Source organism: Bradyrhizobium sp. (genome assembly GCF_004799405.1).
In the GTDB taxonomy this organism is placed as follows: Bacteria; Pseudomonadota; Alphaproteobacteria; order Rhizobiales; family Xanthobacteraceae; genus Bradyrhizobium.
In genome coordinates, this window is sequence record NZ_SSMW01000128.1 from 21,726 (window position 1) to 46,590 (window position 24,865).

Sequence of the window (24,865 nt, forward strand, 5' to 3'; positions counted from 1 at the left end):
CTCAACGGTTCAAAAGCCCAACCGCTTGCGCAACTCGGACGGCATTTTATCCATCAATGCGTCCATATCGCCCTTCTTTTCGCCGCCACTCGGTGACGCCGGTGGACTGCCCGAATCGACGGAAGGACCTGCCGTATTCGCTGGCGCCTCTTTCGCAACCGGCTGCGGTGATGGCGGCGGGCTCGCCGCGCTTGACACTGCATGCCAGCGGCCGGCGTCAGCCTTGGCCTGACTGATGTCCTGCGGCGTCATCCTGGTTTCCAGAACGCCGATGAGCTGGCGACTTCCGTTGCGGAACTCTTCAACCTTGCTGCCGGCCGAGACAATGTAGGCCCACTTGTAGGCATTCAAATTGTCCTTCGGCGTTCCGCGCCCGATGGCATAGATGCCACTGAGAACCAGCATGGCATGCGAATGCCCCTGATCGGCGGCGCGGGAAAACCACCGGAAAGCCTCTTCATCGGATCTTTGGCGACCAACGCCTGCGGAATAAAGCGCGGCAAGATAGAACTCTGCGTCGCTGTCTCCGGCCTGCGCCGCCTGGAAATAGCGATCGGCCATTTCCCTGTCGGATACCGGATCTGCAGCCCAGGCAGCCGAGCTACCGACAAGAGCGGTGGCGCAAAAGGTCGCCAGCAAAGCTCGCTTCATGAAATCCTTCATGAAATTCTCCAGGATTTCGGGAAAATCTCGCAGCCTGCATGTTGCGCTGATGTTACGCCCTTTTTCTCTTAATCCAAGACCCGTCTCTTTCTGCCTGCACCCTCTGCGGCTGCCTGCCATGACGCCGCTGAAATCGTGCGCACGATCCTTGTGTGACATCCATCACAGCGGCCGACGAGCCGACGTGAGACCTTGATCGCGCCAGAACAAAGGGAAACGTCATGCAACACTTCAGCAAAGCAGTCATCGCCGCCGGCATCCTGTTGCTGGTCGGATCGTCAATTGCCACACCCGCTGCGGCCGCGACGTTTGACGGCTCGTGGAACGTCCAGATCGCGTCCGCTAAAACGGCTTGCCCCAACGGGGCGAGCGTCTCGATCGGCATCAACAACGGTCAGGTCGCCTCCAACAACGGCATGGTGACAGCGTCGGGCCACGTTGCGGACGCCGGCATCATCAATGTAACCCTGAGCAGTGGAATGAAGCGGGCCGTCGGTTCTGGCCACCTCACCAGCACGTCGGGATCGGGCACCTGGCACGGCGGCACCTGCTCCGGCACCTGGACCGCGCAGCGGGTTTAAGAGCCATCGTGTCCCGGACGCGGTGCAACATCTCCTCGGCGTTGCTTCACAGATCCGGGACCCGCGCCAATCGTTACGCTCCGGGCTTCGCCACGTATTCTGTGTCCGTCACATGCTCCAGCCAGGTGGCGTGATTCCCGTCCAGCGATTCCTGCATCGCGATGTGAACCATGCCGGTGGTCGGCGCACCGCCGTGCCAGTGCTTCTCCCCCGGCGGAATCCAGACGACGTCGCCGGCGCGAATTTCGCGCACCGGACCACCCTTGGTCTGAACCCGGCCTACACCCGAGACCACGTAGAGCGTCTGACCCAAGGGATGCGAGTGCCACGCCGTTCGCGCGCCGGGCTCGAAGGCCACGCGGTTTGCGACCATGCGCGCCGGCGCCTGTGGCGTAATGATCGGGTCCTGCCAAACCGTGCCGGTGAAATTCTCCTTGGGCGCGCGTCGCGTCGGCCGTGACCCGGCGAGATGAATATCCATGGCGTTTCTCCTTGTTGCGGACTTAATTGCCTAAGATTATTTTTTGGCAGCCGCGTAGCGCGCCTTGGTCTCGGCGTTCATCGGATAGAGACCGGGCAGCACCGCGCCGCCGTTCACCTGTTCGACGATCCAGGCTTCCATCCGCTCCTGCTCGGCACCTTCGGCCAGAATGAGGTCGAGGAACGCTTTCGGAATCACCACGGCGCCGTCCTGGTCGGCGACGATGATGTCGTCCGGGAAGATCGCTACGCCGCCGCACCCGATCGGCTCGCCCCAACCGACGAATGTCAGCCCGGCAACCGAGGGCGGAGCCGCGAAGCCGTCGCACCATACCGGCAAGCCGGTGCCCAGCACGCCCTCGAGATCGCGCACGACGCCGTCGGTCACCAGCGCCGCCACCCCGCGCTTGACCATGCGGGCGCACAGGATGTCGCCGAAAATTCCGGCATCGGTAACACCCATCGCATCGACCACCGCGATGCAGCCCTCCGGCATCGCCTCGATCGCAGTCCGGGTCGAAATCGGCGACGACCATGATTCCGGCGTGGCCAGATCCTCGCGCGCGGGCACGAAACGCAGCGTAAAGGCCGGCCCGACCAGCCGCGGCTGTCCCGGTCGCAACGGCCGCGAGCCTCGCAACCAGACATTTCGCAGCCCCTTCTTGAGCAGAACCGTGGTGATGGTCGCGCTGGAGACGCGGGAAAGGGTCTTGATCGCTTCGGGCGTGAGGGACATGGGGCTGGGTTCTTCCGATGGGATTGGATTGGCGACGCAACTTTGCGGGGCGCGGCCATCGCGTCAAGGGGTACAAACTGGCGAGCGGGGACTGCCGCTGGGCAGCGCGAACGATCAGCGCGTCTTATCCTGCACATGCGGCTTAATTTATTGAAGTCGCGGACTTATTCGCGCGAAGCGAATTCCCCGCTCGCAAAAAACGCGCTATGGCTGGATAAAGCCAGTGAGTTTGTGAGGCCATGGCTGCGATCCTTTCCCCGCCCCGACTTCTGCCGAGTGGCGACAGCGCCATCACGGTGGAATTCAGTCGACACATCGATGATGCGGAGAACCAGCGGGTACTGGCGCTCGATCGCGCGGTGGCGACCGAGGCGATCGCCGGTGTGACGGAGACCGTGCCGACCTATCGATCCCTGCTGGTGCATTACGATCCCCTTCAGATTGGCTTCGACGCATTGAGCGAGAAGCTCGGCGCTCTCGCACAATTACCGGTTCCGCCTGCCGCGAAGACCCGGCGCTGGCGCATTCCGGTGGTCTATGGCGGCGAGCATGGCATCGATCTTGAAGATGTCGCCAAAACGCTCAACACCACGCCCGACGATATCGTGGCGCGCCACATCGCCGCCGATTACCGCGTCGCCATGATCGGCTTCACCCCGGGATGGTCCTACCTCAGCGGCCTGCCGGCTTCGCTGCAGATGCCAAGGCGGCAGAACCCTCGCCTGCTGACGCCGGCCGGCACCGTCTCGATCGGCGGCGTGCAGACCGGCGTGCAATGTCTCGCCGGCCCCAGCGGCTGGCATCTGCTCGGACGCACTGCGGTGCGAACCTACCAGTTGCATCGCGATCCGATCTTCCTGCTGGAGCCCGGCGACCGCGTCACGTTTGATCCGGTCGATGCCAAAACCTTCGCCGAGCAGGATCGCGCCGCGGAGGCGGGCGAGATCGTCGCCGAATTGATGGCCACATGAGCAAGCTCCTGGTTTCAGCGATCGGCCCCGCCAGCTCGGTGCAGGACGGCGGCCGCTACGGCGCCCAGCGTTATGGCCTGACGCCGAGCGGCGCGATGGATCGGATCGCGCTCGCTGCAGCCAATTGCCTGGTCGGAAACGCGCCCTTCGCGGCCGGAATCGAAATCGGCCCGTTCGGCGCGGCGTTCACTGCACGCGAAGGCGCGGTTCGCGTCGCGCTGGCGGGAGCATTGCGCAGCGCCGACGTTTCTGGACGCGCGGTCGCATTCGATACATCGATGACCTTGGCGGACGGCGAGAACCTGACGCTGGGCTTTGCGCGCGGCGGCTGCTTCAGTTACCTGGCAATCGAAGGCGGCATTGCGGGTGAGCCGATGTTCGGCAGCCTTGCCGTCAACGCGCGCGCCGGTCTTGGCAGTCCCTATCCGCGACCGCTGCAGGCTGGTGACGCATTGCAGGTGGAAGCGGCCAGCGGCGCCCCCGAGCGGCGGATCGATTTGCCCGCCGCCGGGAATAGACCCATTTGCGTGGTGCTGGGCCCGCAGGACGACGAATTCAGCGAAGACACCGTCAGGCTGTTTCTGGACAGCGAATGGAAGGTATCGGCAACCAGCGACCGCATGGGCTATCGGCTCGAGGGGCCCGCAATCCAACATCTGCATGGCCACAACATCGTCTCCGACGGCACCGTGAACGGCAGCATCCAGGTGCCCGGCAATGGCGCACCCATCGTGTTGATGCCGGATCGCGGCACCACCGGCGGCTATCCCAAGATCGCGACCGTGATATCGGCTGATTTCGGCCGGTTCGCGCAGATTCCGGTGGGAACCGGCTTTCACTTCAAGGCGGTCAGCATGGCCGAGGCGCAGGCCGAGTTGCGGAAACTGGCCGAATTGTTGCGCTCCCTGCCGGACCGCGTCAGGGATATCGAAAGTTTTGATCTCAACCTCGAGGCGCTGCAGACTGCTAACGTCGCGGGTGCCGCCGTCAGCGCCATCGACGCCGGAACCTGGCAAACTGCGTCGCCCGCGGCTGCGCGGGACTGATTGAATATCCACTCACGCAAGCGGGAACACCAACATGACCACAATCGACCTCAACTGCGATCTCGGCGAAGGATTTGGCGCGTGGGAGATGGGCAATGACGGCGAAATGATCGGGCTCGCCACCTCGGTCAACATCGCCTGCGGCTTCCATGCCGGCGATTCCGAGACCATGCGGGCGACGGTGGATCTTGCCAAGGCGCGCGGGGTCAGCATCGGCGCACACCCTGGCTATCGCGACCTCTACGGCTTTGGCCGCCGCCCTTTTTTGGGAATGAAAGCATCCGAGATTGAAAACATGGTCGCCTACCAGATCGGAGCGTTGCAGGCGATCGCGACCATGGCCGGCCACAAGGTCACCCACGTCAAGGTGCATGGCGCGCTGTCGAACGTTGCCTGCGAGGACGACATGACGGCGCGGGCGCTGGCCTCCGCCATCAAGGCGGTCGATCGCAGCCTGATTTTTGTGGTGCTCGCCAATTCGAAACTGGTGCCGGCCGGCGAAGCCGCCGGGTTGCCGATGGTGCATGAGGTGTTCGCCGACCGCGCCTATGAAGACAGCGGCTCGCTGGTGTCACGCCGCAAACCCGGCGCGGTGTTGCACGACGCGGCCGCGATCGCGCAGCGGGTGGTGCGGATGGTCCAGGATGGCGCGGTGGTGTCGGTGACCGGCAAGGTAATAAAGATGCGCACCGATACCGTCTGTATTCACGGCGACACGCCGGGTGCAGTTGATATCGCGCGCGGCGTCCGGCAGGCGTTGAAGGATGCCGGCGTTGAAGTGAAACCGTTCAAGACCGCCGGTTAGCGGGGTCGCCTAGAACGGGTGAACCGACAGCGTGCCAAACACGACCGCCGCAATGATGGCGAATGCGCCGTAGAACGCGGCCACCCGAATCCCTGTTCCGGTTCGCCCCGAAAGGGAACGCGCATAAAGGTGCAGACGGGCTTCCGCCGATAATTCGCGCATGGTCGATCTCCAACGCCCCATCGCGACCAATGGAATACTGTTCGCGACGGGATTCAAGACGACCGCGGAAATAGCGATGCGGATGCCAAGCCGGACTCCGTTCGCAGTCGAAAATTCTCTGCGATGGAATCGAACGAGAATTTTATTCGTTCAAGTTTGATGCTGATTGAAGATGGAACCGGGTTCCGTCAGTAGACGTCCTGCTGGAACCTGCCCTTTTTCTTGAGTTCCGCGACAAAGGCGACGGCCTCATCGGTCGAACGTGCGCCGAAATGCGCCACGATATCGACCAGCGCGCGCTCGACGTCTTTTGCCATCCGCTTGGCGTCGCCGCAGATGTAGACGTGGGCACCTTCGGCAAGCCACGTCCACAACTCGCGGCCGACTTCGCGCATGCGGTCCTGCACGTAGAATTTCTTGTCGCCGTCACGCGACCACGCCAGCGACATCCGGGTCAGGAGTCCTGAGGTTTTCATGGCGTTGAGTTCGTCGGCATAAAAGAAATCGCAGCTGCTGCGCTGATGACCGAAGAACAACCAGTTCCTGCCGGTTGCGCCGGTCGCGCGGCGGTCGTGCAGGAACGCGCGGAACGGCGCGATGCCGGTGCCGGGGCCGATCATGATGATCGGCGTCGCCGGATCCTGCGGCAGCGCGAAGCCATGGGCCTTCTGCACGTAGACCTTGACCTGGTCGCCTGGGTTGACTCGCTCGGCGAGGAAGATCGACGCGAGGCCCAGCCGCTTGCGCTTGCCGACGACGTAGCGCACGCAATCCACGGTGAGCGACAGCTTGCCCGGCGTGGCGTTGTGCGAGGACGAGATCGAATAGAGCCTCGGCTGCAACGGCTCCAGCGCCTCGATGAAGGCTTCGGGATGCGGCCGCACACCGGAGAATTTCTGCAATGCCGCCATCACATCGAGGGTTGCGGCGTCGCCATCGGGATCCTCGCCCCGTCCCAGCGCACGCGCCTTCTCGCGCTGAGCGCCCCCCGTTATGAACGAGGTCAACTCGAACAGCGTATCGGGCGCCGGCGCCAGCGAAACATCGTCGCGCAGCACGTCGCGAAGGGTCTTGCCTCTGACCTCGGTGGTGTGGGAAGCGCCGAGCAAGGCGATGATCTGATCGACATGACCCTGGTCGTTGCTGGCGAAGATGCCGAAGGAATCGCCGACGACGTAATCGAGGCCGCAGCCGCCGAGATCGAAATCGATGTGCCAGGTTTCCTTTTCCGAGCCGGCCTTGTTGAGCAGGCGGCGCGATACGAAGATCGCCGGCACCGGATTGTCGCGCGAACGCCCGAGTTCGGCTGCGACCGCCGGCGCGGCTACGGGTGCCACCGCCGCTCCGGCGGAGGCCGCAGGCGCTTTTTCCAGTTCCTCGTTCAGCGTCTTGAGCATCCGCGCGGTTTCCTTGCCGCCGGGCACGCAAAGATTGAGGCGCGCTTCGGACTTGCCGGCAATCGCGTCGGAATAGTCGTTGCAGTTATAGCCGCACTGGCCGCAGTCCTGCTGCGCCATCGCGGCCATCATGCGCCGCCGCAGCGGGCGGCCTTCGGCAAGCTTCATGCGATCCGCGATCGGCATGGTCTGGTCGTGCCATGGCGCTTCGCCGTCGTCGCCATCTCCGGTTGGGCCCTGGAGCACGGCCGCACCCTGCTCCGCCGACAGCGGCGCCGGACCATCGGTCGACAGCAATCCGGCGAAGAAGCCGTTGAGCCAGGAGCGTTGCGCTTCGGAAAACGGCGCGCTGGACGGAATGATTTCAAGCTTCGGCGGAGGCGTCATCTGGTTCATGTGGAGCCTTCCGCATCGGCGAGCTTGCGCAACGCTGCGCCATCGTGGCGGCGTGCAAAGGTCAGGAACGTCTCATCGGAACACGACCGATGCGACAAATATGCTTTCAACAGTTTCTCGACGGTCTTTGGTGCGTCTTCCGCCCGAACGTCGTGATAGACCTCCTGCCCGATGTCGGCATCCGGGCCGAACCCGCCGCCGGCGAACAGATGATAGCCCTCGACGGTGTCGTCTCCCTCACCGGCCGGCACCTTGGCGGCGATCAAGCCGATATCGCTGATGTAATGCTGCGCACAGGAGTGGTGGCAGCCGGTGAGATGGACGTTGAGCGGCGTGTCGAGCGGCACCCGGGGCTCGCACCAGTCGCCGATCTCGGCGGCGTGGCGCTTGGTGTCGGAAGCGGCGAACTTGCAGCCGGCATTGCCGGTGCAGGCGATCAAGCCGGCGCGGATGTGCGACGCCTCGACCGCAAGGCCGATCGCTTCGATCGCTGCCGTTGCCAGCGCAATATTACTGTCCGGAACGCCCGATATCAGCAGGTTCTGCCAAACCGTAAGGCGAATCTCGCCATCACCGAGATCGCGTGCGATTTTGGCCAGCCCGCGCATCTGCTCGCAGGTTATCCTGCCGAGCGGCAGCGAGACGCCGATCCAGTTCAGGCCTTGCTGTTTCTGCTTGTGCACGCCGATATGCGCCATGCGATCGAAGGCCGGGCGCGGTGCGAAGGCTTCCGGCGGCACGCGGGTGAAGGCGCGGCCGAGTTTTCCCTCGACCAACACCAGGAACTTGTCCATGCCCATGCCGTCGATGACGTATTTCAGGCGTGCCTTGAGCCGGTTGGTGCGATCGCCCAGGTCGATGAACACGCGGACGATGGCGTCGGCCACTTCGGTCGCTTCATCCGGCTTGACGATAATACCGGTTTCCCTGGCGAAATCCTTGTGGCCGGTGATGCCGCCAATCCCCAAACGAAACCAGATGCCGGGCTCGACGCCAAAGCCGTCTTTCACTTCGATAGCCGCAAAAGCGATGTCATTGGTGTCTTCCAGCACGGCGATCTTGCCGGCGCCATCGAAGGCGACGTTGAACTTGCGCGGCAGTCCCGTCAGCGAGCGGTCGTTGAGAATATGAAAGTGCCATTGCCGGGCGTATTCGCGGGTGTCGATCAATTCCTGCGGATCGATTCCGGCGGTCGGGGTGCCCGTAACGTTTCTGATGTTGTCGGCGCCGGAGCCGCGCGAGCACAGGCCGAGGTCCTGGATGCCCTCGATCAACGCAACGGTGTTCTTCGGCGGAATTTCGCGGACCTGCAGGTTGGCGCGGGTGGTGACATGGCAGAACGGTCCGCAATAACGCTCGGCGAGATCGGCCATGCCTGACAATTGCCAGTGCTTCAGGATGCCGTTGGGCATCCGCAGCCGGCACATGTAGGAATCCTGCGCCGGCGCCACATAGAACAGGCCGTAGTAACGCCAGCGAAAATTGTCCGCCGGCGACGGCGGCGCGTTGTCGCGCGCCTGTTGCTTCAGCCTCGGATAGGCATCGAACGGATGCTGCTCGCGCTTGAATTTTTCCTGATCGACCAGCTTCTTGCCGGACGCGATGACCTTGTCCTGCGCCCTGATATGCGCGGCATCAGGTCCGGTGGTTTCGGTAACGGTGTTGCCGGCGGCGCCACCGAGGCCACGCCCGGCGCGCGCGATCTGCAGCCCCGAAGTGAAGCCTTCGAGGTAACGCTTCTGCTCATCGGTGAAGTCTACGGAGAGGGTCTCGATTTTCATAAGGTGCGACGAAGCTCCTGCAGCCACGACCGGTGGCATCAACGAAAGGGAAAGTGACCGCACCGAACGCGCCTCGGCTCGATAGCGCCGGGTTCAGTTGATGTGAGCGGTCAGACCAGCCTCGTTGCTGCGGAAATCCATCTTGGATCAAGGCCAGCGGGCATCCACGACGACTGGCCGCACTGCAACATACAAGTTGCGTGCCATCCTGATCCCTGTTAAATATATATATAAATCAATATGTTGATGAAATGTGCGAATGCACCTAATGCCGCCATCGTCGCGAAATTCGGGCAGGCAGCTTAAAATTTAGCCGGATGAGACCAATGCTCAAGATACCGGCACCCGCGTCAGGGCTTCCAGCGCCCAATCGCAAATGCCTTCAGATGCCCGGCGATATCCTCGGCATCGAACGGCGGACCGGCGAAAGCGCCAATGCCGCCGAAGGTGCCTGCAGGCTCGCTTTCGCGCCCCAGCGCAGCGTCGTAAAGGTCTGGCCTGAACACTGACCTGGCAATCTGGATCGCCTCGGGGCTGATGCTGGCCTGACCCCAGCGGACCATCTGCGCATAGAGCCATGCGGCTTGCATCGGATCCGGCCGCCCCGCCTCTTCCCGGCCGACCAGCAAATAGCGGTTGCTTTCGCGCATGGTGCCATCGGGCGAAATTTTCAGGCGGCCATCCAGCGTGCGCTTGATGACATCGGCGTCGACGCCGATCCGTCCCGGCTGCGCCAGGATGTGCGCCGCCTCGGCGCGGTTTTGCGGCTGCTCGATGAATTCGGAAGCGCGCGAGGCAGCCCGGATCAAGGCCGCAACGACTTGCGGATTCTTCTCCGACCAGTTCTGCCTGACCGCAAGCACCTTCTCCGCCGCGCGCACCAGAATATCGGAAACGAAATGCAGGATATGGCCGGCGCCACGGTCGACTGCGATCGAATTCCAGGGCGCCCCCACGCAGAACGCATCGACGTGACCATTGGCGATGCTGTCCGCCATGAAAGGCGGCGGCAGCACCACGAGACGCACGTCCTCGTCGGGATCGACGCCGCCCGCGGCCATCCAGAACCGCAATTGATAATTGTGGGTCGAAAACGGAAAGGTCATGCCGAACGTCAAAGGGTCCGCGCCGGCCTTGCGCCGCGCCGCGACCACGCGCGCCAGCGCCAGCGCGGTGACCATCGGATCGAACCGGTCGCCATCGATTTCGGCCATGATCGCTGCATACAGCGCCGGCGAGACCGTAATCGCATTGCCGTTAAGGCCGAGATTGAAGGGAGCAACGATCGGTACCCTGATGTGGCCCAACCCAAGGCTTGAGGCGATCGCGACCGGCGCCAGCAGATGCGCGGCATCGAACAGACCGATATTGAGCTTGTCGCGGACGTTCGACCACGAAACTTCCCGCACCAGCGTGACATCCAGGCCTTCCGCCTCGGTAAACCTCTTGTCGACCGCGACAATCAAAGCCGCGGCATCGACCAGCGGAATGAAACCGATGCAAAGCGGTTGGGTCATTTCAGCAACTCCGACGCGGTCAGGATCGACTGGGCGATCTCGCCGATCTTCTTTTTCTCGCGCATCGCGGTCGAACGCAGCAGCACGTAGGCCTCGTCTTCGGTGAGGCCCTTCAGCTTCATCAGGATTCCCTTGGCGCGGTCGATCACCTTGCGGTCTTCCAGCGCGGACTTGGTGCGATCGAGTTCATCCTGCAGCTTGGCGAAGGCGTTGAAGCGGGAGACGCAGAGATCGAGGATCGGCTTGATGCGCTCCTTTTTCAGCCCGTCGACGATATAGGCAGAGACGCCGGCATCGACGGAAGCCTGGATCGAAGCCGCATCGCTCTGGTCGACGAACATCGCGACCGGCCGCCGCACCGCGCGGCTGACCTGGAACATTTGTTCCAGGACGTCGCGGCTGGGATTCTCAAGATCGATCAGGATGACATCGGGGTCGAGCGCGTAGATCCGGGCCAGCAGGTTGTGCATCTCGCTGATGTGGGTGACGCCGGTAAAACCCGCCTCCCGCAGCCCCTCCTCGAGGATCGCGGCGCGGATCGGGCTTTCGTCGACAATGACGATTTTAGGAGACGGTTCGGCGACCATCGATCACTCGCATTCGCAGCCAAGCATCCATAGCACGCCGCAAGCCCGCTCAAAGCCTTGTAATTGTGAACAATTGGGACTAGCTCCTGCCGATCAATCGGACAGATCAAGACATGCAACAGGCGGCCGCGCCCAAAGTCAGCTTTGTTTCGCTGGGATGCCCCAAAGCGCTGGTGGACTCCGAGCGCATCATCACGCGGCTGCGGGCGGAAGGCTATGAGCTCGCCCGCAAGCACGACGGCGCCGATCTCGTCATCGTCAATACCTGCGGCTTTCTCGACAGCGCCAAGCAGGAATCGCTCGGCGCCATCGGTGACGCCATGGCCGCGAATGGCAAGGTGATCGTCACCGGCTGCATGGGCGCCGAGCCTGAGCAGATCGAGGCGGCCTATCCCGGCGTGCTCTCGATCACAGGACCGCAACAATATGAGAGCGTGCTCGACGCCGTGCATCGCGCGCTGCCGCCGCTGCACAATCCGCATCTCGACCTGGTGCCACCGCAGGGCATCAAGCTGACGCCACGGCATTACGCCTACCTGAAGATTTCCGAAGGCTGCAACAACCGCTGCAGCTTCTGCATCATCCCGAAGCTGCGCGGCGATCTGGTGTCGCGCCCGGCCAACGACGTGCTGCGCGAAGCGGAAAAGCTGGTCAAGGCCGGCGTCAGGGAATTGCTGGTGATCTCGCAGGACACCTCAGCCTACGGCGCCGACCTGAAATATGCCGCGAGCCCATGGAAGGACCGCGAGGTCCGCGCAAAGTTCTTCGAGCTTGCAAGGGAGCTCGGTGAACTCGGCGCCTGGGTGCGGCTGCAGTATGTCTACCCCTACCCGCATGTCGACGAAGTCATCGGCCTGATGACGCAAGGCAAGATTCTGCCCTATCTCGACATTCCCTTTCAGCACGCGAGCCCGGAAATCCTCAAGGCGATGAAGCGTCCGGCGGCACAGGACAGGACGCTGGGACGGATCAGGCGATGGCGTGAGGAATGCCCCGAACTTACACTGCGCTCGACCTTCATCGTCGGCTTTCCCGGCGAGACCGAAGCCGATTTTGCCTATCTGCTCGACTGGCTCGACCAGGCCGAGATCGATCGCGTCGGGTGCTTCAAGTACGAGCCGGTCGCCGGCGCCTCATCGAATGCGCTCGGCCATCCCGTGCCCGAAGAAGTCAAGACCGAGCGCTGGAATGCCTTGATGGCGCGGCAACAGGCGATCTCCGCGCGCCGGCTCAAGCGCAAGGTCGGCACCCGCCAGCAAGTCATTATCGACGAAGTCGGTCCGACCGTATCGAAGGGCCGCTCCAAAGCGGATGCACCCGAGATCGACGGCGCCGTCTACCTCTCAAGCCGGCGCCCGCTGCGGGTAGGCGAAATCGTCACCGCGAAAATCGAGCGTGCCGATCAATACGATCTGCACGGCAGCGTCGCCGGATTTTAAGTCACCGGGACGACGCGACTTACGGTCTCATGATCGTGGCGCCCGTCGTCGCACGCCCTTCGAGATCGATATGGGCCTTGGCGGCGTCCTTCAGCGCGTAGGCATGATTGATCGGCACGTGCAGCTTGCCGTTGATGACGGCCGCAAACAGCGTGTCGGCGCCTTCAAGCAATTCCGAGCGCTTGCCGATGTAGTCGTTGAGCTTCGGCCGGGTCGCGAACAACGAGCCGTGATTGTTGAGTTCGGCGATCGCGAACGGCGGCACCGGACCCGAGGCGTTGCCGAAACTCACGAACATTCCGCGCGGCCTGAGGCAGGACAGTGAACCCGGAAACGTGGTTTTGCCGACGCCATCGTAGACGACGTCGCACAACTCGTTGCGGCTGATCTGTTTCACCCGCGCGACGAAATCCTCCTCGTTGTAGAGGATGACGTGATCGCACCCATTGGCGAGCGCAAGATCGGCCTTCGCTTTGGTGCCGACGGTGCCGATCACATGCGCGCCGAGTGCCCGGGCCCATTGGCATCCGAGCAACCCGATGCCGCCGGCGGCGGCATGAATCAAAACCCGGTGGCCCGGTTCGATTTTGAAAGTCTTGTGCAGCAAGTACCAGACTGTCAGCCCCTTCAGCATTAGGACCGCGCCGTGCTCGTAGGTGATGTGGTCGGGCAGCTTGACCAGTTTGTCCCAGGGAATGTTGCGCTCCGAGGCGTAGGCGCCGAGATTGAAGTAATAGGCGACGCGATCGCCGGGGTGAAAATGGGTCACCCCGGGGCCGACCGCCACGACCTCGCCCGCCGCTTCGTTGCCGACGATGAACGGCAGTCCCGGCGCCTTGTAGAGACCGGTGCGGTAATACACGTCGATGAAGTTGAGGCCGACGGCATGCTGGCGGATCCGGACCTCGCCGGGCCCTGGCGCGGGCAGCTCGATCGCTTCATAAACCAGCGCCTCCGGACCCCCTACCTTGTGCACCCGCACAGCCTTGGTCATTGCGAATCTCCCGTCAGCCGTTTGCCGGCATTGCCTTGCGATCAAGCGAAAGCCATCGAAGCCGTGTTGTCAACTTGATGATCGCGGGAACCTATTTGACGGCCTTTTTGCGATTGCGCCTGGCAAGCACGTTGAAGAACTCGATCGCCGCCGAAAATGCGATGGCAAAGTAGATGTAGCCGCGCGGAATATGAAACTTGAATCCGTCGGCCACCAGCGCCACCCCGATCAGCACCAGAAACGCCAGCGCCAGCATCTTGGTGGTCGGATGTTCCGCCACGAACTTCGCGACCGGACCCGACGATATATACATGATGAGACAGGCAATCACGACCGCCGCGATCATGATGGCGAGATCCTGCGCCATGCCGATCGCGGTGATGATGGAATCCAGCGAGAACACCATATCGATGACGATGATCTGGAGGATCACCCAGAAGAAGGCGCCGGGCCGCGGCGCGGCATCGCTGTCCTGATCGCGCGCCTCCACCTCGGTGTGAATTTCATGGGTGGCCTTGCCGATCAGGAACAATCCGCCGCCGGTCAGCACGATATCGCGCCAGGAAAAGGCAATGCCCTTCACGGTGAACACGGCTTGCGTCAACCCGATCAGCCACACCAGCAGAGTAAGCAGCAGGATACGAAACACCAGCGCCAGCGCCAGCCCGATTTGCCGCGCGCGCTTGGCCTGCGGCCGCGGAATCCGCGAGACGATGACCGACAGAAAAATAACGTTGTCGATGCCGAGAACGATTTCCAGCGCCGTCAGGGTCAACAACGCCGCCCAGGCTTCCGGGCTGGTCCACAATTCGATCATGTCTTGAACGATCTGGCGAGCCGGATCACGGCATCGCTGGTCACGATATAGACGGCGATCGCGCAAAGGCCGATTTTGACCGGTGCGCCGACATCGAAATCGTAGCCCAGCACGATGCCCACCAGCACCGCCCAGATCGCGATCAACGACAATGTCAGCCCGCGCAGGCGCACTACGCGTATCGGATGCAGGACGTTGAAGGGGGCGAACGTCAGCCCAATGAGAATGGCGACACCCAGGCTCCCGAACATCGGCGGCAGATGCAGCAGGAACAGATAGAACGCGGCCACGTTCCACAGCGCCGGGAACCCGCGGAAATGGTTGTCCGGGGTTTTCATGCGGCGATCCGCGAAATAGAGCGCGCTCGTCACGACGATGCCCGCGCCGAGCAGCGGCGCCGCCAGCGGCAGCAACAGGCCGCTTGCGGTGATGGCATAGGCCGGCACGAAGACGTAAGTGACGAAATCGACCACGAGATCGAGCACCTCGCCCGACCAGTTCGGCTGCACTTGCGCGACATCCAGCCGCCGCGCCATCGGACCATCGAGCCCGTCGATCAGTAACGCCACGCCGAGCCAGGCGAACATCGCCGACCAGTGTTCGCGCACGGCTTCCAGCATGGCGAGGAGGGCGACGCCCGCGCCCAATGCCGTGAAGATATGCACGGAAAATGCCGCGGCCCGCATTCGCGGCGATGCGGACGACGAATCCGGCTGGTTTATCTGGTCCATTTGGCCGGCAGTGCTATCAGGAATCGTCTCGATTTGCACATCGGCGCTTGCGGCGTTCGGTCACGTATTTCGACGGAAACATTGACCGCGATGCGGGCTTGAAAATGCCGCCGGGACCGTCATTGTGCCGACATGAACGAGGCATCTGACGCATACGACGTCGCCATAGTCGGCGGTGGGCCCGCCGGACTTGCCGCCGCGATTGCGCTGGCGGAAACCGGCGCGACCACGGCCTTGATTGCCAGCCGCGCGCCCTATGCCGACAATCGCACCACCGCCCTGCTCGGCGGTTCCATCGATTTTCTGCGAGCACTCGGCGTCTGGTCCCGCTGCGAAGACAAGGCGGCGGCATTGCAGACGATGCGCATGGTCGACGATACCGGCCGGCTGATCCGTGCGCCGGAGGTGCGGTTTTCAGCAGCCGAAATCGGCCTGGAGGTTTTCGGTTACAACATCGATAACCGCGCGCTGATGACTGCGCTGGAGCAGCGCGCCAGCGAACTTTCCAGCTTGACGCGTTTCGATGCCGAGGCCGACACGATCAGCCCTGGCGACGCCGATGTCGCCATTCGTACCGGCGACGGCAAATCGCTGTCCGCGCGCCTTGTGATCGGCGCCGACGGGCGGCAATCGCGCTGCCGCGAGGCCGCCGGTATCGCCGTCACGCGCCGCGAACTCAATCAGGCCGCCCTGACCTTCAACATTGGCCATGCGCGGCCGCATCGAAATATCTCCACCGAGTTTCATACGCCGCAAGGTCCCTGCGTGTTCGTGCCGCTGCCAGGCGATCGCTGCAGCGTGGTGTGGGTTGCGGCACCGAAGGAGGCCGAGCGGCTGATAGCGCTGACCGACGATGAATTGTCCGAAGCCACCGAACGGCAGTCGCATTCCATTCTCGGCCGCGTCAAGGTCGAGCCTGGAAGACATCTATTTCCGCTCGGCATCGAGCAGCCCGGACAATTCGCGCAGCATCGCATCGCACTGGTTGGCGAAGCTGCCCATGTGTTGCCGCCGATCGGTGCGCAGGGCCTGAACATGGGGCTGCGCGATGCGGCCGATATCGCCGATGTCGTGCGGGATGCGATGGTCTCGGGCGAAGACCCCGGCGCGCCGCACGTGCTGCAACGTTACGGACGGGCGCGGCGCGCCGATGTCCGCAGCAGGATGTTCGCCATCGACATGGCGAACCGTTCATTGCTGAGCGACTTTTTGCCGATGCAGTCGCTGCGCGCGGCCGGTCTGCATCTGATCGGCTCATTTGGGCCGCTGCGGCGTATCGCCATGCGCGAAGGACTGGCGCCTTCGTGGCGGCCGACACGGCGGGCTGGCTGGTTCTGACGGAAACCTTGCCGTTGCGGCAAAGGTTAATTCGTGGGTTTTGCCCCTAGCATCGGCCACAATCATGGTCTATTCGACGAGACATGATAAAAACGCGGACCGCCAAATTCCAGATCGGCCAGATCGTCCGCCACCGGGTGTTTTCGTTCCGGGGCGTGATCTTCGATATCGATCCGGAATTCAACAATACCGAGGAATGGTGGTTGTCGATCCCCGAGGAGGTCCGGCCTCACAAAGATCAGCCGTTCTACCATCTGCTCGCCGAAAATTCGGAGTCGGAATACGTTGCCTACGTTTCCGAGCAGAACCTGCTGCCCGACGAATCCGGCGAGCCGATCCGGCATTCGCAAGTGGCGGAGATTTTCATCAAGGACAAGTCCGGCAGCTATCGCCCGCGCAACCCATCGCTGAATTAACCGGCCCAACGTCGACAGACCTGCGCAGCAAAAAAGGCGCCCGGTGCGGGCGCCTTTTTCCTTGAGCGGGAGAGCCGCCTTACTTCGCGGCCGGATTGGCCGGAGCGCCGCCTGGGGGCGCGGTGGCCTCAAGTTTCTTGCGCGCTTCGTCCGCGCGCTTCTGCAGCTCTTCCTGCAGCTTCTTCTGCTGCGCTTCGAACTCCTTGGGGTCGGTCGGCGGACCGTCATAGGCCTTGGCGAATTCACCGAGCGGCAGCGGCAAGGTGAGCGGCGCGCCGTTGGAGTTGATCGCCTGAACCACCAGGTTCTGGCCCTTCTTCAGGTTTGCGAGCAGCTCCGGCGTCACTTCATAGTCCGACATGCAGCCATTGGCAAAACAGATCACGTAGGGCGCCTGCGCCGGAGGATTGCTATCGACGATGACGCGGGTGCCGTGAATCAGCTGCATGCCCAGCGGCAGCGTGACACGCAGGATTTTTTTCGGCTCGCCTTCGGGTTCGATGATCACGGCCGCGATCACGGGCTGGCCGGACTCGATGCGCCCATCCTTGCCGGTGAAGCAAACCTGCTTGGCGTTGGCTTCCTGGCCCTTCAGACAGAATTTGGTCCAGGGCGCATAGATCAACTGCACCTGCTGGTCGGCCGGCTGAGCGCCTGGAGCCGCGGCTGGAGGGGGAGCGCCAGCCGCCGCAGGCGGAGCCGCCTGGGCGGCCGGTGCGGGTGCCGCAGGCGCGGCTTTCGGTGCGGCCTTCTTGGCCTTCGGCGCAGCCGGAGCCGGGGCCGGTGCTTGAGCTTGCGCGGCGGGAGCGAGCAATGCTGCTGTCAACGCCGTCGCTGCCAACAGAGCGAAAACCCGCCCACGCGGCCATACCGGCGCGGCCAAGATACGGAAATTCATTGCGGAAAACCCTTTCTGAACGGAAGCGCCCGAAACCGCTGCAGCCACCGACACTTGCCCGTTTGGCCGGTTGTCTCGTTGCCAATTGAGGCGGATACGTGACAGGCCGTGCCGTCTTGGTCAATTGCCCGCCTTCATACAGCGGCGGGCGAAAAGATCAATGCCGACAGGCGTCTTTGCCTCGCGCCGGGGACCGGCTGCACCCGCTATGATAAAACGCGCCGGTGGACAATATCGAATCAAATCGACGCGCACATTTGCTACTTTCGAAGTGCCCATGCGTTCGAACCGTTGCCTGTGTGCTCGTCGGCCTGGGCCTCTGGCTGGCAACCGAGGTCCGCCCTGCCGTAGCTGGCGAGAGTTACGCCATCGCCATGCACGGCGCCCCGGCGCTGCCGGCCGGTTTTACCCATATGCCCTATGCCAATCCCGAAGCGCCGAAAGGCGGCCGGCTGGTGCTTGGCGTCGATGGGACCTTCGACAGCCTTAACCCGATGATCGTGCGGGGCCTCCCCGTCCAGCAAATCGTCGCCGTGCAGCAGATGCGAGGCCTCGTGATCGAGAGTCTGATGGCGCGGGGCAATGACGAAGCTTTTACGCTTTATGGTCTGTTGGCAAAGAGCGTGGAGACCGACGACGCCAGGAGCTACGTCACTTTCCACCTCAATCCGCTGGCGCGTTTCTCGGACGCCCAACCCGTGCTCGCCGACGACGTGCTGTTTTCCTGGGCCTTGCTGCGCGACAAGGGCCGTCCCAACCACCGCTATTATTATTCCAAGGTCAAAAAGGCCGAGGCACCCGATCCGCTCACGGTGCGGTTCGATTTCGGCGGCGCCGTCGATCGCGAGCTGCCGCTGATCTTAGGCCTGATGCCGATATTGCCCAGGCATGCCGTCGACGCCGCGACATTCGAAGAAACCTCGATGACGCCGCTGATCGGCTCCGGCCCCTACCGCATCGGCGAGGTGAGGCCCGGCGCCAGCGTCACGCTGACCCGCAATCCCGATTATTGGGGCCGCGATCTGCCGGTCAATCGGGGGGTATGGAATTTCGACGAGATCCGGCTCGATTACTACCGCGAGGCCAACGGTGAATTCGAGGCCTTCAAACGCGGCCTCTATGACTTCCGCGTCGAGACCGAACCGCTGCGCTGGCACGACGGCTACGATTTTCCCGCCGCCCGCAACGGCGGGGTGATCCGCGACACCATCAAGACCGGAATGCCGCAGCCCTCGGAATTCCTGGTGTTCAACACCAGGCGTCCGGTGTTTTCCGATATCCGTGTGCGCCAGGCGTTGCTGCAATTGTACGATTTCGAGTGGATCAATCGAAATTATTTCTTCGGTCTCTACGCGCATTCGGCAGGTTTCTTTGCGGGGTCCGAATTATCGGCCTATGGCCGCGCGCCGGACCAGCGTGAGCGCGAACTGCTGAAACCGTTCGCATCGCATATGCCTGCCGACATTCTCGACGGCAGCTATCGCCTCCCCGTCAGCGACGGCTCGGGCCGCGATCGCACGACGCTCCGCAGCGCGCTGAATCTGCTGTCACAGGCCGGCTACGAACTCGACGGCACGGTGTTGCGGCAGCGCTCGACCAAAATGCCCCTCACCTTCGAAATCCTGGTAACGTCGCGCGACCAGGAACGGATCGCGCTGGCGTTCACGCGTGACTTGAAGCGCGCCGGCATTGACGCCTCGGTACGCGCAGTCGACGCCGTCCAGTTCGAACAACGCCGGCTCGGTTTCGATTTCGACATGATCTGGAATCGCTGGGATCAGTCGCTGTCGCCGGGCAACGAGCAAGCGTTCTACTGGGGAAGTGCGGCTGCGGACAATCCGGGCACGCGAAACTACATGGGCGCCAGGGATCCCGCCATCGACGCCATGATCGCAGCCATGCTGGAGGCGCGCGAGCATCCGGATTTCGTCTCCGCCGTGCGGGCGCTGGACCGGACCTTGATCGCAGGCTTCTACGTTATTCCGGTTCTTAACATTCAGGAGCAATGGATCGCGCGCTGGAATCGGATAGAACGGCCTTCCGTCACCGCCTTGTCCGGATACCTCCCGGAAACCTGGTGGCAAAGGCCGCAACCGAAGTGACTAGTAAAGTGATCTCGTGACCGCCACATCGCCGACGCTCGACGGACTGTTTCGCCGCGTTCTGACCCGGCAGCCGGGCGCGCTGGCGTTGCTTGATCCCGTCAACAAGCAACGTATCACGGGTCGGCCCGCCAAACGCCTGACCTTTGCCGAGGCCGACCGGGCCATTTCTGCGCTGTCGGCGCATTTCATCGAAGCGGGCTTGCCGAGCAATTCCGTGATCGCGGTTCAACTGCCGAACACCGTCGAATTCATGCTCACCGTGCTCGCCGCGCAACGCGCCGGGCTGGTTGTCGCCTTGCTGCCGCAGCTCTGGCGGCAAGCGGAACTGACGGTCGCGCTCAATCGCACCGGGGCTCGCGCGATCGTCACCGCCAGCAGGATCGACGGCGTCAATCACGCCGATCTTGCCATGCACGCCGCCGTCGAAGCATTTTCGATTCGTCATGTCTGTGGCTTCGGCAATGAGCTGCCCGAAGGCATGGCGTCGCTCGACCTCGCGATGTCGGAACGGTCCGCAACCACCCGCGCCGTCGCGCAGGATGGCCGCAAGGCGGCGATCATCTCCTTCGACGTGACGGTGGATGGTTTTCGTGCGGTGCCGCGCACCCATCTCAATCTGATTGCCGGGGGTCTTGCAGTTTTCCTCGAAAGCGGCGTGCCGCAGGGCGCGACCATGATGTCGGCATTTGCGCCGTCGTCGTTCGCAGGCCTGACTTCATCGCTGCTGGTCTGGCTGCTGTCGGGCGGAACGCTGGCGCTGCATCACCCGTTCGACGACGCGGTGCTGGTGCAACAGATCAATGCCGATCGCTGCGATACGCTGATCGCGCCGGCGCAGCTGGCGTTGCGGTTGGCCGAGACCGATATGCCCGGATTGCGCCATGTGCTCGGCCTTTGGCGCGCGCCGGAGCAGGTTGCATCGAGCGTCCGCTGGAGCAACCCGCAGGCAACGTTGACCGATGTCTACCTGTTCGGTGAAGCCGGGCTGTTCGGCGCCCGCCGCAGCACCGATGGGATGCCGGCGCCGATCCTGCCGGGACCGCATGGCGCGCCACGCGACGTCGCGGATTCGCCGATTGCGGGCGAAGTCCTGCTGACGCCGAGGGGCACGCTGGCGCTGCGGGGGCCCATGGTTGCGGCGACGGCTTACGCCTCTGATCCTCCGGCGGGTGATTCCCTGGTCGCGCAGTCGCAACGCGATCACGTCGATACCGGTTATGCCGCGCGGCTTGATCGGGCGACCGGCGTAGTCTGCATTACCGCACCCCCATCGGGCATCATGGCCGTCGGCGGCTACCGGTTTCTGTCGCAGGATTTGCAGCAATGGGCCAAGCGGCTCGGACAGGGCGCACTGCTGACAGCGTTGCCGGATCGCTTGAGCGGGTATCGCCTGGCCGGACGCGGTCCGGACAATACCCGCGCCCGCGAGGCGCTTGGGGAACTCGGGCTTAACCCGCTGATGGTGGAGGCATTTCGCGACCAGCCCAAGCCGGGCTAGCCGAAGTCTGAGGACTTCGTTGACGCGGCATTAAGGCCGGCGAACTAGCATCGCGCGCTCCATCGATCGCGATACTCCGAGTTTTCAGGATGTCCCAGCAAGGCCCGATCATTGTCGTATCGACTGCCGAGCGGCCGTCATTCGTGAACGCGCTTGATGAAGCTAAAATGTTCCCGGTGATCGATGCCGCCTGGGCCGACGCAGCACACGCCATCGAGCAATTGCGGCCGGCCGCGGTGCTGCTCGCGATGTCCGAGAGCGACGAGCGCCGTCTTGAGGTCCTGGCAAAGCAGATCGGCGCCCGGCAACCCTATCTGCCGCTGATCGCGATCGATCCCAAGACGTCGCTGCCGCCGAACGTCCTTCCCTTTTCGCAAACCAAGGGCCATTCCGATCGCCTGGCAGCCCGGCTGCGCGCCGCTCTCCGGGTCCGGGCTTTGCACGCCACCGTGATGCGCCGGCTCGACGGTGATCCCGACACGCACACAACTCTGCCGGACACCGATCCCGTCCGCGACGCCACCGTGCTGCTGATCGGGCGTGGCTCGGCTTACCCTGCGCTTTCGGTGTCGCTCGGCGAGCGGATGGGCGTGGTCGGCGCGCTGAGCATCGAAGCAGCGGCCAAGCACCTCAATCTGCTTGAAATCGATGGCATCGTGCTGGGTGAAGGCTTTAGCGCGCGGGTGGTGGACGCCTTCCTCACCGTGCTGTCGGAAGACGCGCGCTTCCGCAACCTGCCGGTGGTGGTGACGTCGGAGAGACTGACGCCGGCCTACGACCTGCCCAATCTCGAAATCATATCGGGTGAGCCCGAGCGTATTGCCGCCAACGCGCTGCCGTTGATCCGCCAGCATGTCTTCGAGGTGCATCTCGGGCGGACTCTGCGGGCGATCGATGCCGGCGGCCTGCTCGATTCCAGAACCGGGCTGCTGACCTCAGCGGCATTCAACCGCGACTTCGCTACATCCGTCTATCAAACGCTGTCGCGCGGCGGCGGGTTGTCGGTGGCGCGCTTCGCCTTCGATCCGGCCCGCGAACGCGCGCAGCTTGACGGTGCCCGGATCATCAGCCGCCTGATGCGGCAAATGGATTTCGGCGCCGTCCAGGACGACGGATCGGTTATCGTGGCGTTTTCCGAAACCGACTTGCGCACCGCCCATATGATCGCGCGGCGGCTTGCCAGCGTGATGCGGCACACCAGTTACGGCAACCGCGACGCGCGGTCGGAACCGGTGGTGACGCTGGCCACCATGCTGCCGTCAGATTCTGCGAAATCGCTGCTGGCACGGCTTTACGAAGAATCCCGCCGCGCGGCCTCCTGATTTTTGCTGATCGGATCGCGGAACGATTGTCCTGTCCTCGCATTGTAGAGCATCAATTCTGCACTGGAGGAGACTATGAAGAAAATCGTGTTGATCGCTGCTTCCCTGGCCATGCTGGCAAGTCCGGCTCTGGCGCAAGACAACAAGACCACCGGCAGCGCGCCGGCCGAAGCCAAGTTCTCGACGGTATCGAAGGATGAGATGTTCTCTTCGAAACTGAAGGGTCTGAACGTCTATAACCAGAAGGATGAGTCGATCGGCGAGATTACCGACCTCGCCGTCAAGAATCATCAGGTCGACGCGCTGATTCTGTCGGTCGGCGGCTTCCTCGGCATGGGCGAACACTATGTCGCGGTGTCGCCTTCCTCGGTCAACGTCCGCTTTGACAGCAAGAACGACAAGTGGCTGGCCTCGATGAACACCACCAAGGATGCGCTGAAGGCGGCGCCGGAATTCAAGTACCCGAAGTAAGTATCGAATTCGATCGGAACGACCGTCGGCCGTGAGGCCGGCGGTCTTCTTGCGCCTTGCAGCCTGTTCGACCGTCATCTTGAGGTGGGCGCTCTTGCACCTCAGGATGACCCGGATGGGGCTATGCCGCCTTGCGATCTTCGGCAAGATTCGCGAGTTGCCGCAAGATTTCCGTCGTCCCCATCAGGCGCTCTTCCGCCGTTTCCCACTCCTGGAAAAACACCACCTTCATGTCCGGCCGCACCTTGGCGGCCTGGCCGTGCTGACGGATGAAATAAACCAGGCGATCGGGCTGCGCGAACCTGTTGTCGCGGAACGTGATCACGACGCCCTTGGGGCCGGCATCGACCTTCTCGACATTGGCGCGGCGGCAATAGCCCTTGATCGCCGCGATCTTGAAGAGATAGCGCACCTCGTCCGGCAACACGCCGAAGCGATCGCGCAACTCGGCGGCGAAATTGTCGATCTCGTCGTCGGTGTCGAGATCGGCGAGCCGCCGGTACAGCGACAGCCGCACCGCAAGGTCGGCGACGAAGTCTTCCGGGATCAGAACGGGCATGCCGACGGTGATCTGCGGCGACCAGCGATCCGCCGCGGGCTCGACCACGCCGGCCTTGAGGTTGAGGATCGCCTCTTCCAGCATCGATTGATACAGCTCGAAGCCGACTTCCTTGATGTGCCCGGATTGCTCCTCGCCCAGGAGATTGCCGGCGCCGCGGATATCGAGGTCGTGCGAGGCCAGTTGAAATCCGGCGCCGAGCGTTTCCAGCGATTGCAGCACTTTCAGCCGCCGCTCCGCCTGTGCGGTGATCTTCAGTTGCGCCGGCAGCGTGAACAGCGAATAGGCGCGCAGTTTCGAGCGCCCTACCCGCCCGCGCAGCTGGTAGAGCTGCGCCAGTCCGAACATGTCGGCGCGGTGCACGATCAGCGTATTGGCGGTCGGGATATCGAGGCCGGACTCGATGATGGTGGTCGAGAGCAGGATATCGTACTTGCCGTCGTAGAAGGCCGACATGATGTCTTCGATCACGGTCGGCGGCATCTGCCCGTGCGCGACCGCGACTTTCATCTCCGGCACGTTCTTGTCGAGACAATCCTTGACGCCGGCGAGGTCTTCGATGCGCGGCACCACGTAAAACGCCTGTCCGCCGCGATAGCGTTCGCGCAGCAGCGCCTCGCGGATCATCAGGGGATCGTGCGGCGCGACGAAAGTGCGTACCGCGAGGCGGTCGACCGGCGGCGAAGCGATAATGGAGAGATCGCGCACCCCCGTCAGCGCCAGCTGCAGCGTGCGTGGGATCGGCGTGGCGCTCAGCGTCAGCACATGGACCTCGGCGCGCAACTGCTTCAGGCGCTCTTTATGGCTGACGCCGAAATGCTGCTCCTCGTCGACGATGAGAAGGCCGAGATCCCTGAACTTGATCGACTTGCCCAGCAACGCATGGGTGCCGACCACGATATCGACCGATCCGTCCGCGATGTTTTTCTTGACCTGCGTCAGTTCCTTTGGCGCGATCAGGCGCGAGGCCTGCGCGATATTGACGGGAAAGCCGCGGAATCGTTCGGCAAACGTCCGGGTGTGCTGCCGCGCCAACAGCGTGGTCGGCACCACGACGGCAACCTGCTTGCCGTCGAGCGCCACGGCAAACGCCGCGCGCAGCGCCACCTCGGTCTTGCCGAAGCCGACGTCGCCGCAGATCAGCCGGTCCATCGG

Annotated in this window: 24 protein-coding genes; 11 read left to right on the top strand and 13 right to left on the bottom strand. The window is 63.2% G+C overall.

Annotated elements, in window-relative coordinates; translation table 11 throughout:
* Window positions 1–9 precede the first annotated feature (9 nt).
* Window positions 10–663, bottom strand: coding sequence for a tetratricopeptide repeat protein (locus E7813_RS19850; protein WP_291576805.1), 654 nt, complete (start codon window positions 661–663; stop codon window positions 10–12).
* A gap of 221 nt (window positions 664–884) precedes the next feature.
* On the opposite strand from E7813_RS19850, the gene E7813_RS19855 reads away from it, so the two are divergent.
* Window positions 885–1,244: a hypothetical protein gene (locus E7813_RS19855; RefSeq protein ID WP_291576807.1), complete on the top strand. Its 360-nt coding sequence runs from the start codon at window positions 885–887 to the stop codon at window positions 1,242–1,244.
* 73 nt (window positions 1,245–1,317) lie between these two features.
* On the opposite strand, the gene E7813_RS19860 is transcribed toward E7813_RS19855, so the two are convergent.
* A complete protein-coding gene (locus tag E7813_RS19860; protein ID WP_291576808.1) occupies window positions 1,318–1,725 on the bottom strand; it encodes a cupin domain-containing protein in 408 nt (135 codons plus the stop codon).
* Window positions 1,726–1,761: 36 nt separating this feature from the next.
* Window positions 1,762–2,460 (bottom strand): ribonuclease activity regulator RraA, encoded by a 699-nt coding sequence (locus E7813_RS19865; RefSeq protein ID WP_291576810.1) that lies wholly within the window; start codon window positions 2,458–2,460, stop codon window positions 1,762–1,764.
* Window positions 2,461–2,699: 239 nt separating this feature from the next.
* Between E7813_RS19865 and pxpB the strand changes: the two genes are divergently transcribed.
* From pxpB to E7813_RS19880, 3 genes are read left to right on the top strand one after another with little or no spacing between them, the layout of a single operon-like run.
* Complete coding sequence (pxpB, locus tag E7813_RS19870; RefSeq protein ID WP_291576812.1) at window positions 2,700–3,431, top strand: 5-oxoprolinase subunit PxpB; 732 nt, start codon at window positions 2,700–2,702, stop codon at window positions 3,429–3,431.
* On the top strand, window positions 3,428–4,477 hold the full coding sequence (locus E7813_RS19875; protein ID WP_291576814.1) for a biotin-dependent carboxyltransferase family protein: 1,050 nt from the start codon (window positions 3,428–3,430) through the stop codon (window positions 4,475–4,477). The genes pxpB and E7813_RS19875 overlap by 4 nt, the downstream gene beginning before the upstream one ends.
* A gap of 34 nt (window positions 4,478–4,511) precedes the next feature.
* Entirely contained in the window at window positions 4,512–5,282 is a 771-nt protein-coding gene (locus E7813_RS19880; protein WP_291576815.1) for a 5-oxoprolinase subunit PxpA, read from the top strand.
* Window positions 5,283–5,291: 9 nt separating this feature from the next.
* On the opposite strand, the gene E7813_RS19885 is transcribed toward E7813_RS19880, so the two are convergent.
* From E7813_RS19885 to E7813_RS19905, 5 genes are all read right to left on the bottom strand, one after another.
* Window positions 5,292–5,444 carry a hypothetical protein gene (locus E7813_RS19885; RefSeq protein WP_291576817.1) on the bottom strand — a complete coding sequence of 51 codons (153 nt, stop codon included), beginning with the start codon at window positions 5,442–5,444 and terminating at the stop codon, window positions 5,292–5,294.
* Between the two features lie 188 nt (window positions 5,445–5,632).
* On the bottom strand, window positions 5,633–7,237 hold the full coding sequence (locus E7813_RS19890) for a sulfite reductase subunit alpha (RefSeq protein WP_291576819.1): 1,605 nt from the start codon (window positions 7,235–7,237) through the stop codon (window positions 5,633–5,635).
* Window positions 7,234–9,018 carry a NirA family protein gene (locus tag E7813_RS19895; protein ID WP_291576821.1) on the bottom strand — a complete coding sequence of 595 codons (1,785 nt, stop codon included), beginning with the start codon at window positions 9,016–9,018 and terminating at the stop codon, window positions 7,234–7,236. Before E7813_RS19895 ends, E7813_RS19890 begins: the two co-directional genes overlap by 4 nt.
* 350 nt (window positions 9,019–9,368) lie before the next feature.
* Window positions 9,369–10,535 carry a CmpA/NrtA family ABC transporter substrate-binding protein gene (locus E7813_RS19900; RefSeq protein WP_291576823.1) on the bottom strand — a complete coding sequence of 389 codons (1,167 nt, stop codon included), beginning with the start codon at window positions 10,533–10,535 and terminating at the stop codon, window positions 9,369–9,371.
* A complete protein-coding gene (locus tag E7813_RS19905) occupies window positions 10,532–11,122 on the bottom strand; it encodes an ANTAR domain-containing protein (protein WP_291576825.1) in 591 nt (196 codons plus the stop codon). The genes E7813_RS19900 and E7813_RS19905 overlap by 4 nt, the downstream gene beginning before the upstream one ends.
* 113 nt (window positions 11,123–11,235) lie before the next feature.
* Between E7813_RS19905 and rimO the strand changes: the two genes are divergently transcribed.
* Window positions 11,236–12,561 (top strand): 30S ribosomal protein S12 methylthiotransferase RimO, encoded by a 1,326-nt coding sequence (gene rimO / locus E7813_RS19910; RefSeq protein ID WP_291576827.1) that lies wholly within the window; start codon window positions 11,236–11,238, stop codon window positions 12,559–12,561.
* 19 nt (window positions 12,562–12,580) lie between these two features.
* Here the strand turns inward: rimO and E7813_RS19915 are convergent, their stop codons facing one another.
* From E7813_RS19915 to pcsA, 3 genes are all read right to left on the bottom strand, one after another.
* Window positions 12,581–13,555 (bottom strand): quinone oxidoreductase, encoded by a 975-nt coding sequence (locus tag E7813_RS19915; protein ID WP_291576830.1) that lies wholly within the window; start codon window positions 13,553–13,555, stop codon window positions 12,581–12,583.
* Window positions 13,556–13,646: 91 nt separating this feature from the next.
* A complete protein-coding gene (locus E7813_RS19920; protein WP_291576832.1) occupies window positions 13,647–14,372 on the bottom strand; it encodes a TerC family protein in 726 nt (241 codons plus the stop codon).
* Window positions 14,369–15,103, bottom strand: coding sequence for a phosphatidylcholine synthase (gene pcsA, locus E7813_RS19925; protein ID WP_291576834.1), 735 nt, complete (start codon window positions 15,101–15,103; stop codon window positions 14,369–14,371). Before pcsA ends, E7813_RS19920 begins: the two co-directional genes overlap by 4 nt.
* Before the next feature lie 132 nt (window positions 15,104–15,235).
* On the opposite strand from pcsA, the gene E7813_RS19930 reads away from it, so the two are divergent.
* Window positions 15,236–16,441, top strand: coding sequence for a UbiH/UbiF family hydroxylase (locus E7813_RS19930; RefSeq protein WP_291576836.1), 1,206 nt, complete (start codon window positions 15,236–15,238; stop codon window positions 16,439–16,441).
* Between the two features lie 83 nt (window positions 16,442–16,524).
* Entirely contained in the window at window positions 16,525–16,857 is a 333-nt protein-coding gene (gene hspQ / locus E7813_RS19935; RefSeq protein WP_291576838.1) for a heat shock protein HspQ, read from the top strand.
* Between the two features lie 79 nt (window positions 16,858–16,936).
* On the opposite strand, the gene E7813_RS19940 is transcribed toward hspQ, so the two are convergent.
* Window positions 16,937–17,755, bottom strand: coding sequence for an invasion associated locus B family protein (locus tag E7813_RS19940; protein ID WP_291576840.1), 819 nt, complete (start codon window positions 17,753–17,755; stop codon window positions 16,937–16,939).
* A 374-nt stretch (window positions 17,756–18,129) separates the two neighbouring features.
* On the opposite strand from E7813_RS19940, the gene E7813_RS19945 reads away from it, so the two are divergent.
* From E7813_RS19945 to E7813_RS19960, 4 genes are all read left to right on the top strand, one after another.
* A complete protein-coding gene (locus E7813_RS19945) occupies window positions 18,130–19,857 on the top strand; it encodes an extracellular solute-binding protein (protein ID WP_291576858.1) in 1,728 nt (575 codons plus the stop codon).
* Between the two features lie 16 nt (window positions 19,858–19,873).
* Complete coding sequence (locus E7813_RS19950; protein WP_291576842.1) at window positions 19,874–21,358, top strand: class I adenylate-forming enzyme family protein; 1,485 nt, start codon at window positions 19,874–19,876, stop codon at window positions 21,356–21,358.
* Window positions 21,359–21,447: 89 nt separating this feature from the next.
* Window positions 21,448–22,680 carry a GGDEF domain-containing protein gene (locus E7813_RS19955; protein ID WP_291576844.1) on the top strand — a complete coding sequence of 411 codons (1,233 nt, stop codon included), beginning with the start codon at window positions 21,448–21,450 and terminating at the stop codon, window positions 22,678–22,680.
* Between the two features lie 75 nt (window positions 22,681–22,755).
* Window positions 22,756–23,151, top strand: coding sequence for a PRC-barrel domain-containing protein (locus tag E7813_RS19960; RefSeq protein ID WP_291576846.1), 396 nt, complete (start codon window positions 22,756–22,758; stop codon window positions 23,149–23,151).
* A gap of 121 nt (window positions 23,152–23,272) precedes the next feature.
* Here the strand turns inward: E7813_RS19960 and E7813_RS19965 are convergent.
* Window positions 23,273–24,865: TRCF domain-containing protein (locus E7813_RS19965; protein ID WP_291576848.1), on the bottom strand; the 1,593-nt coding region annotated here is incomplete at its 5' end.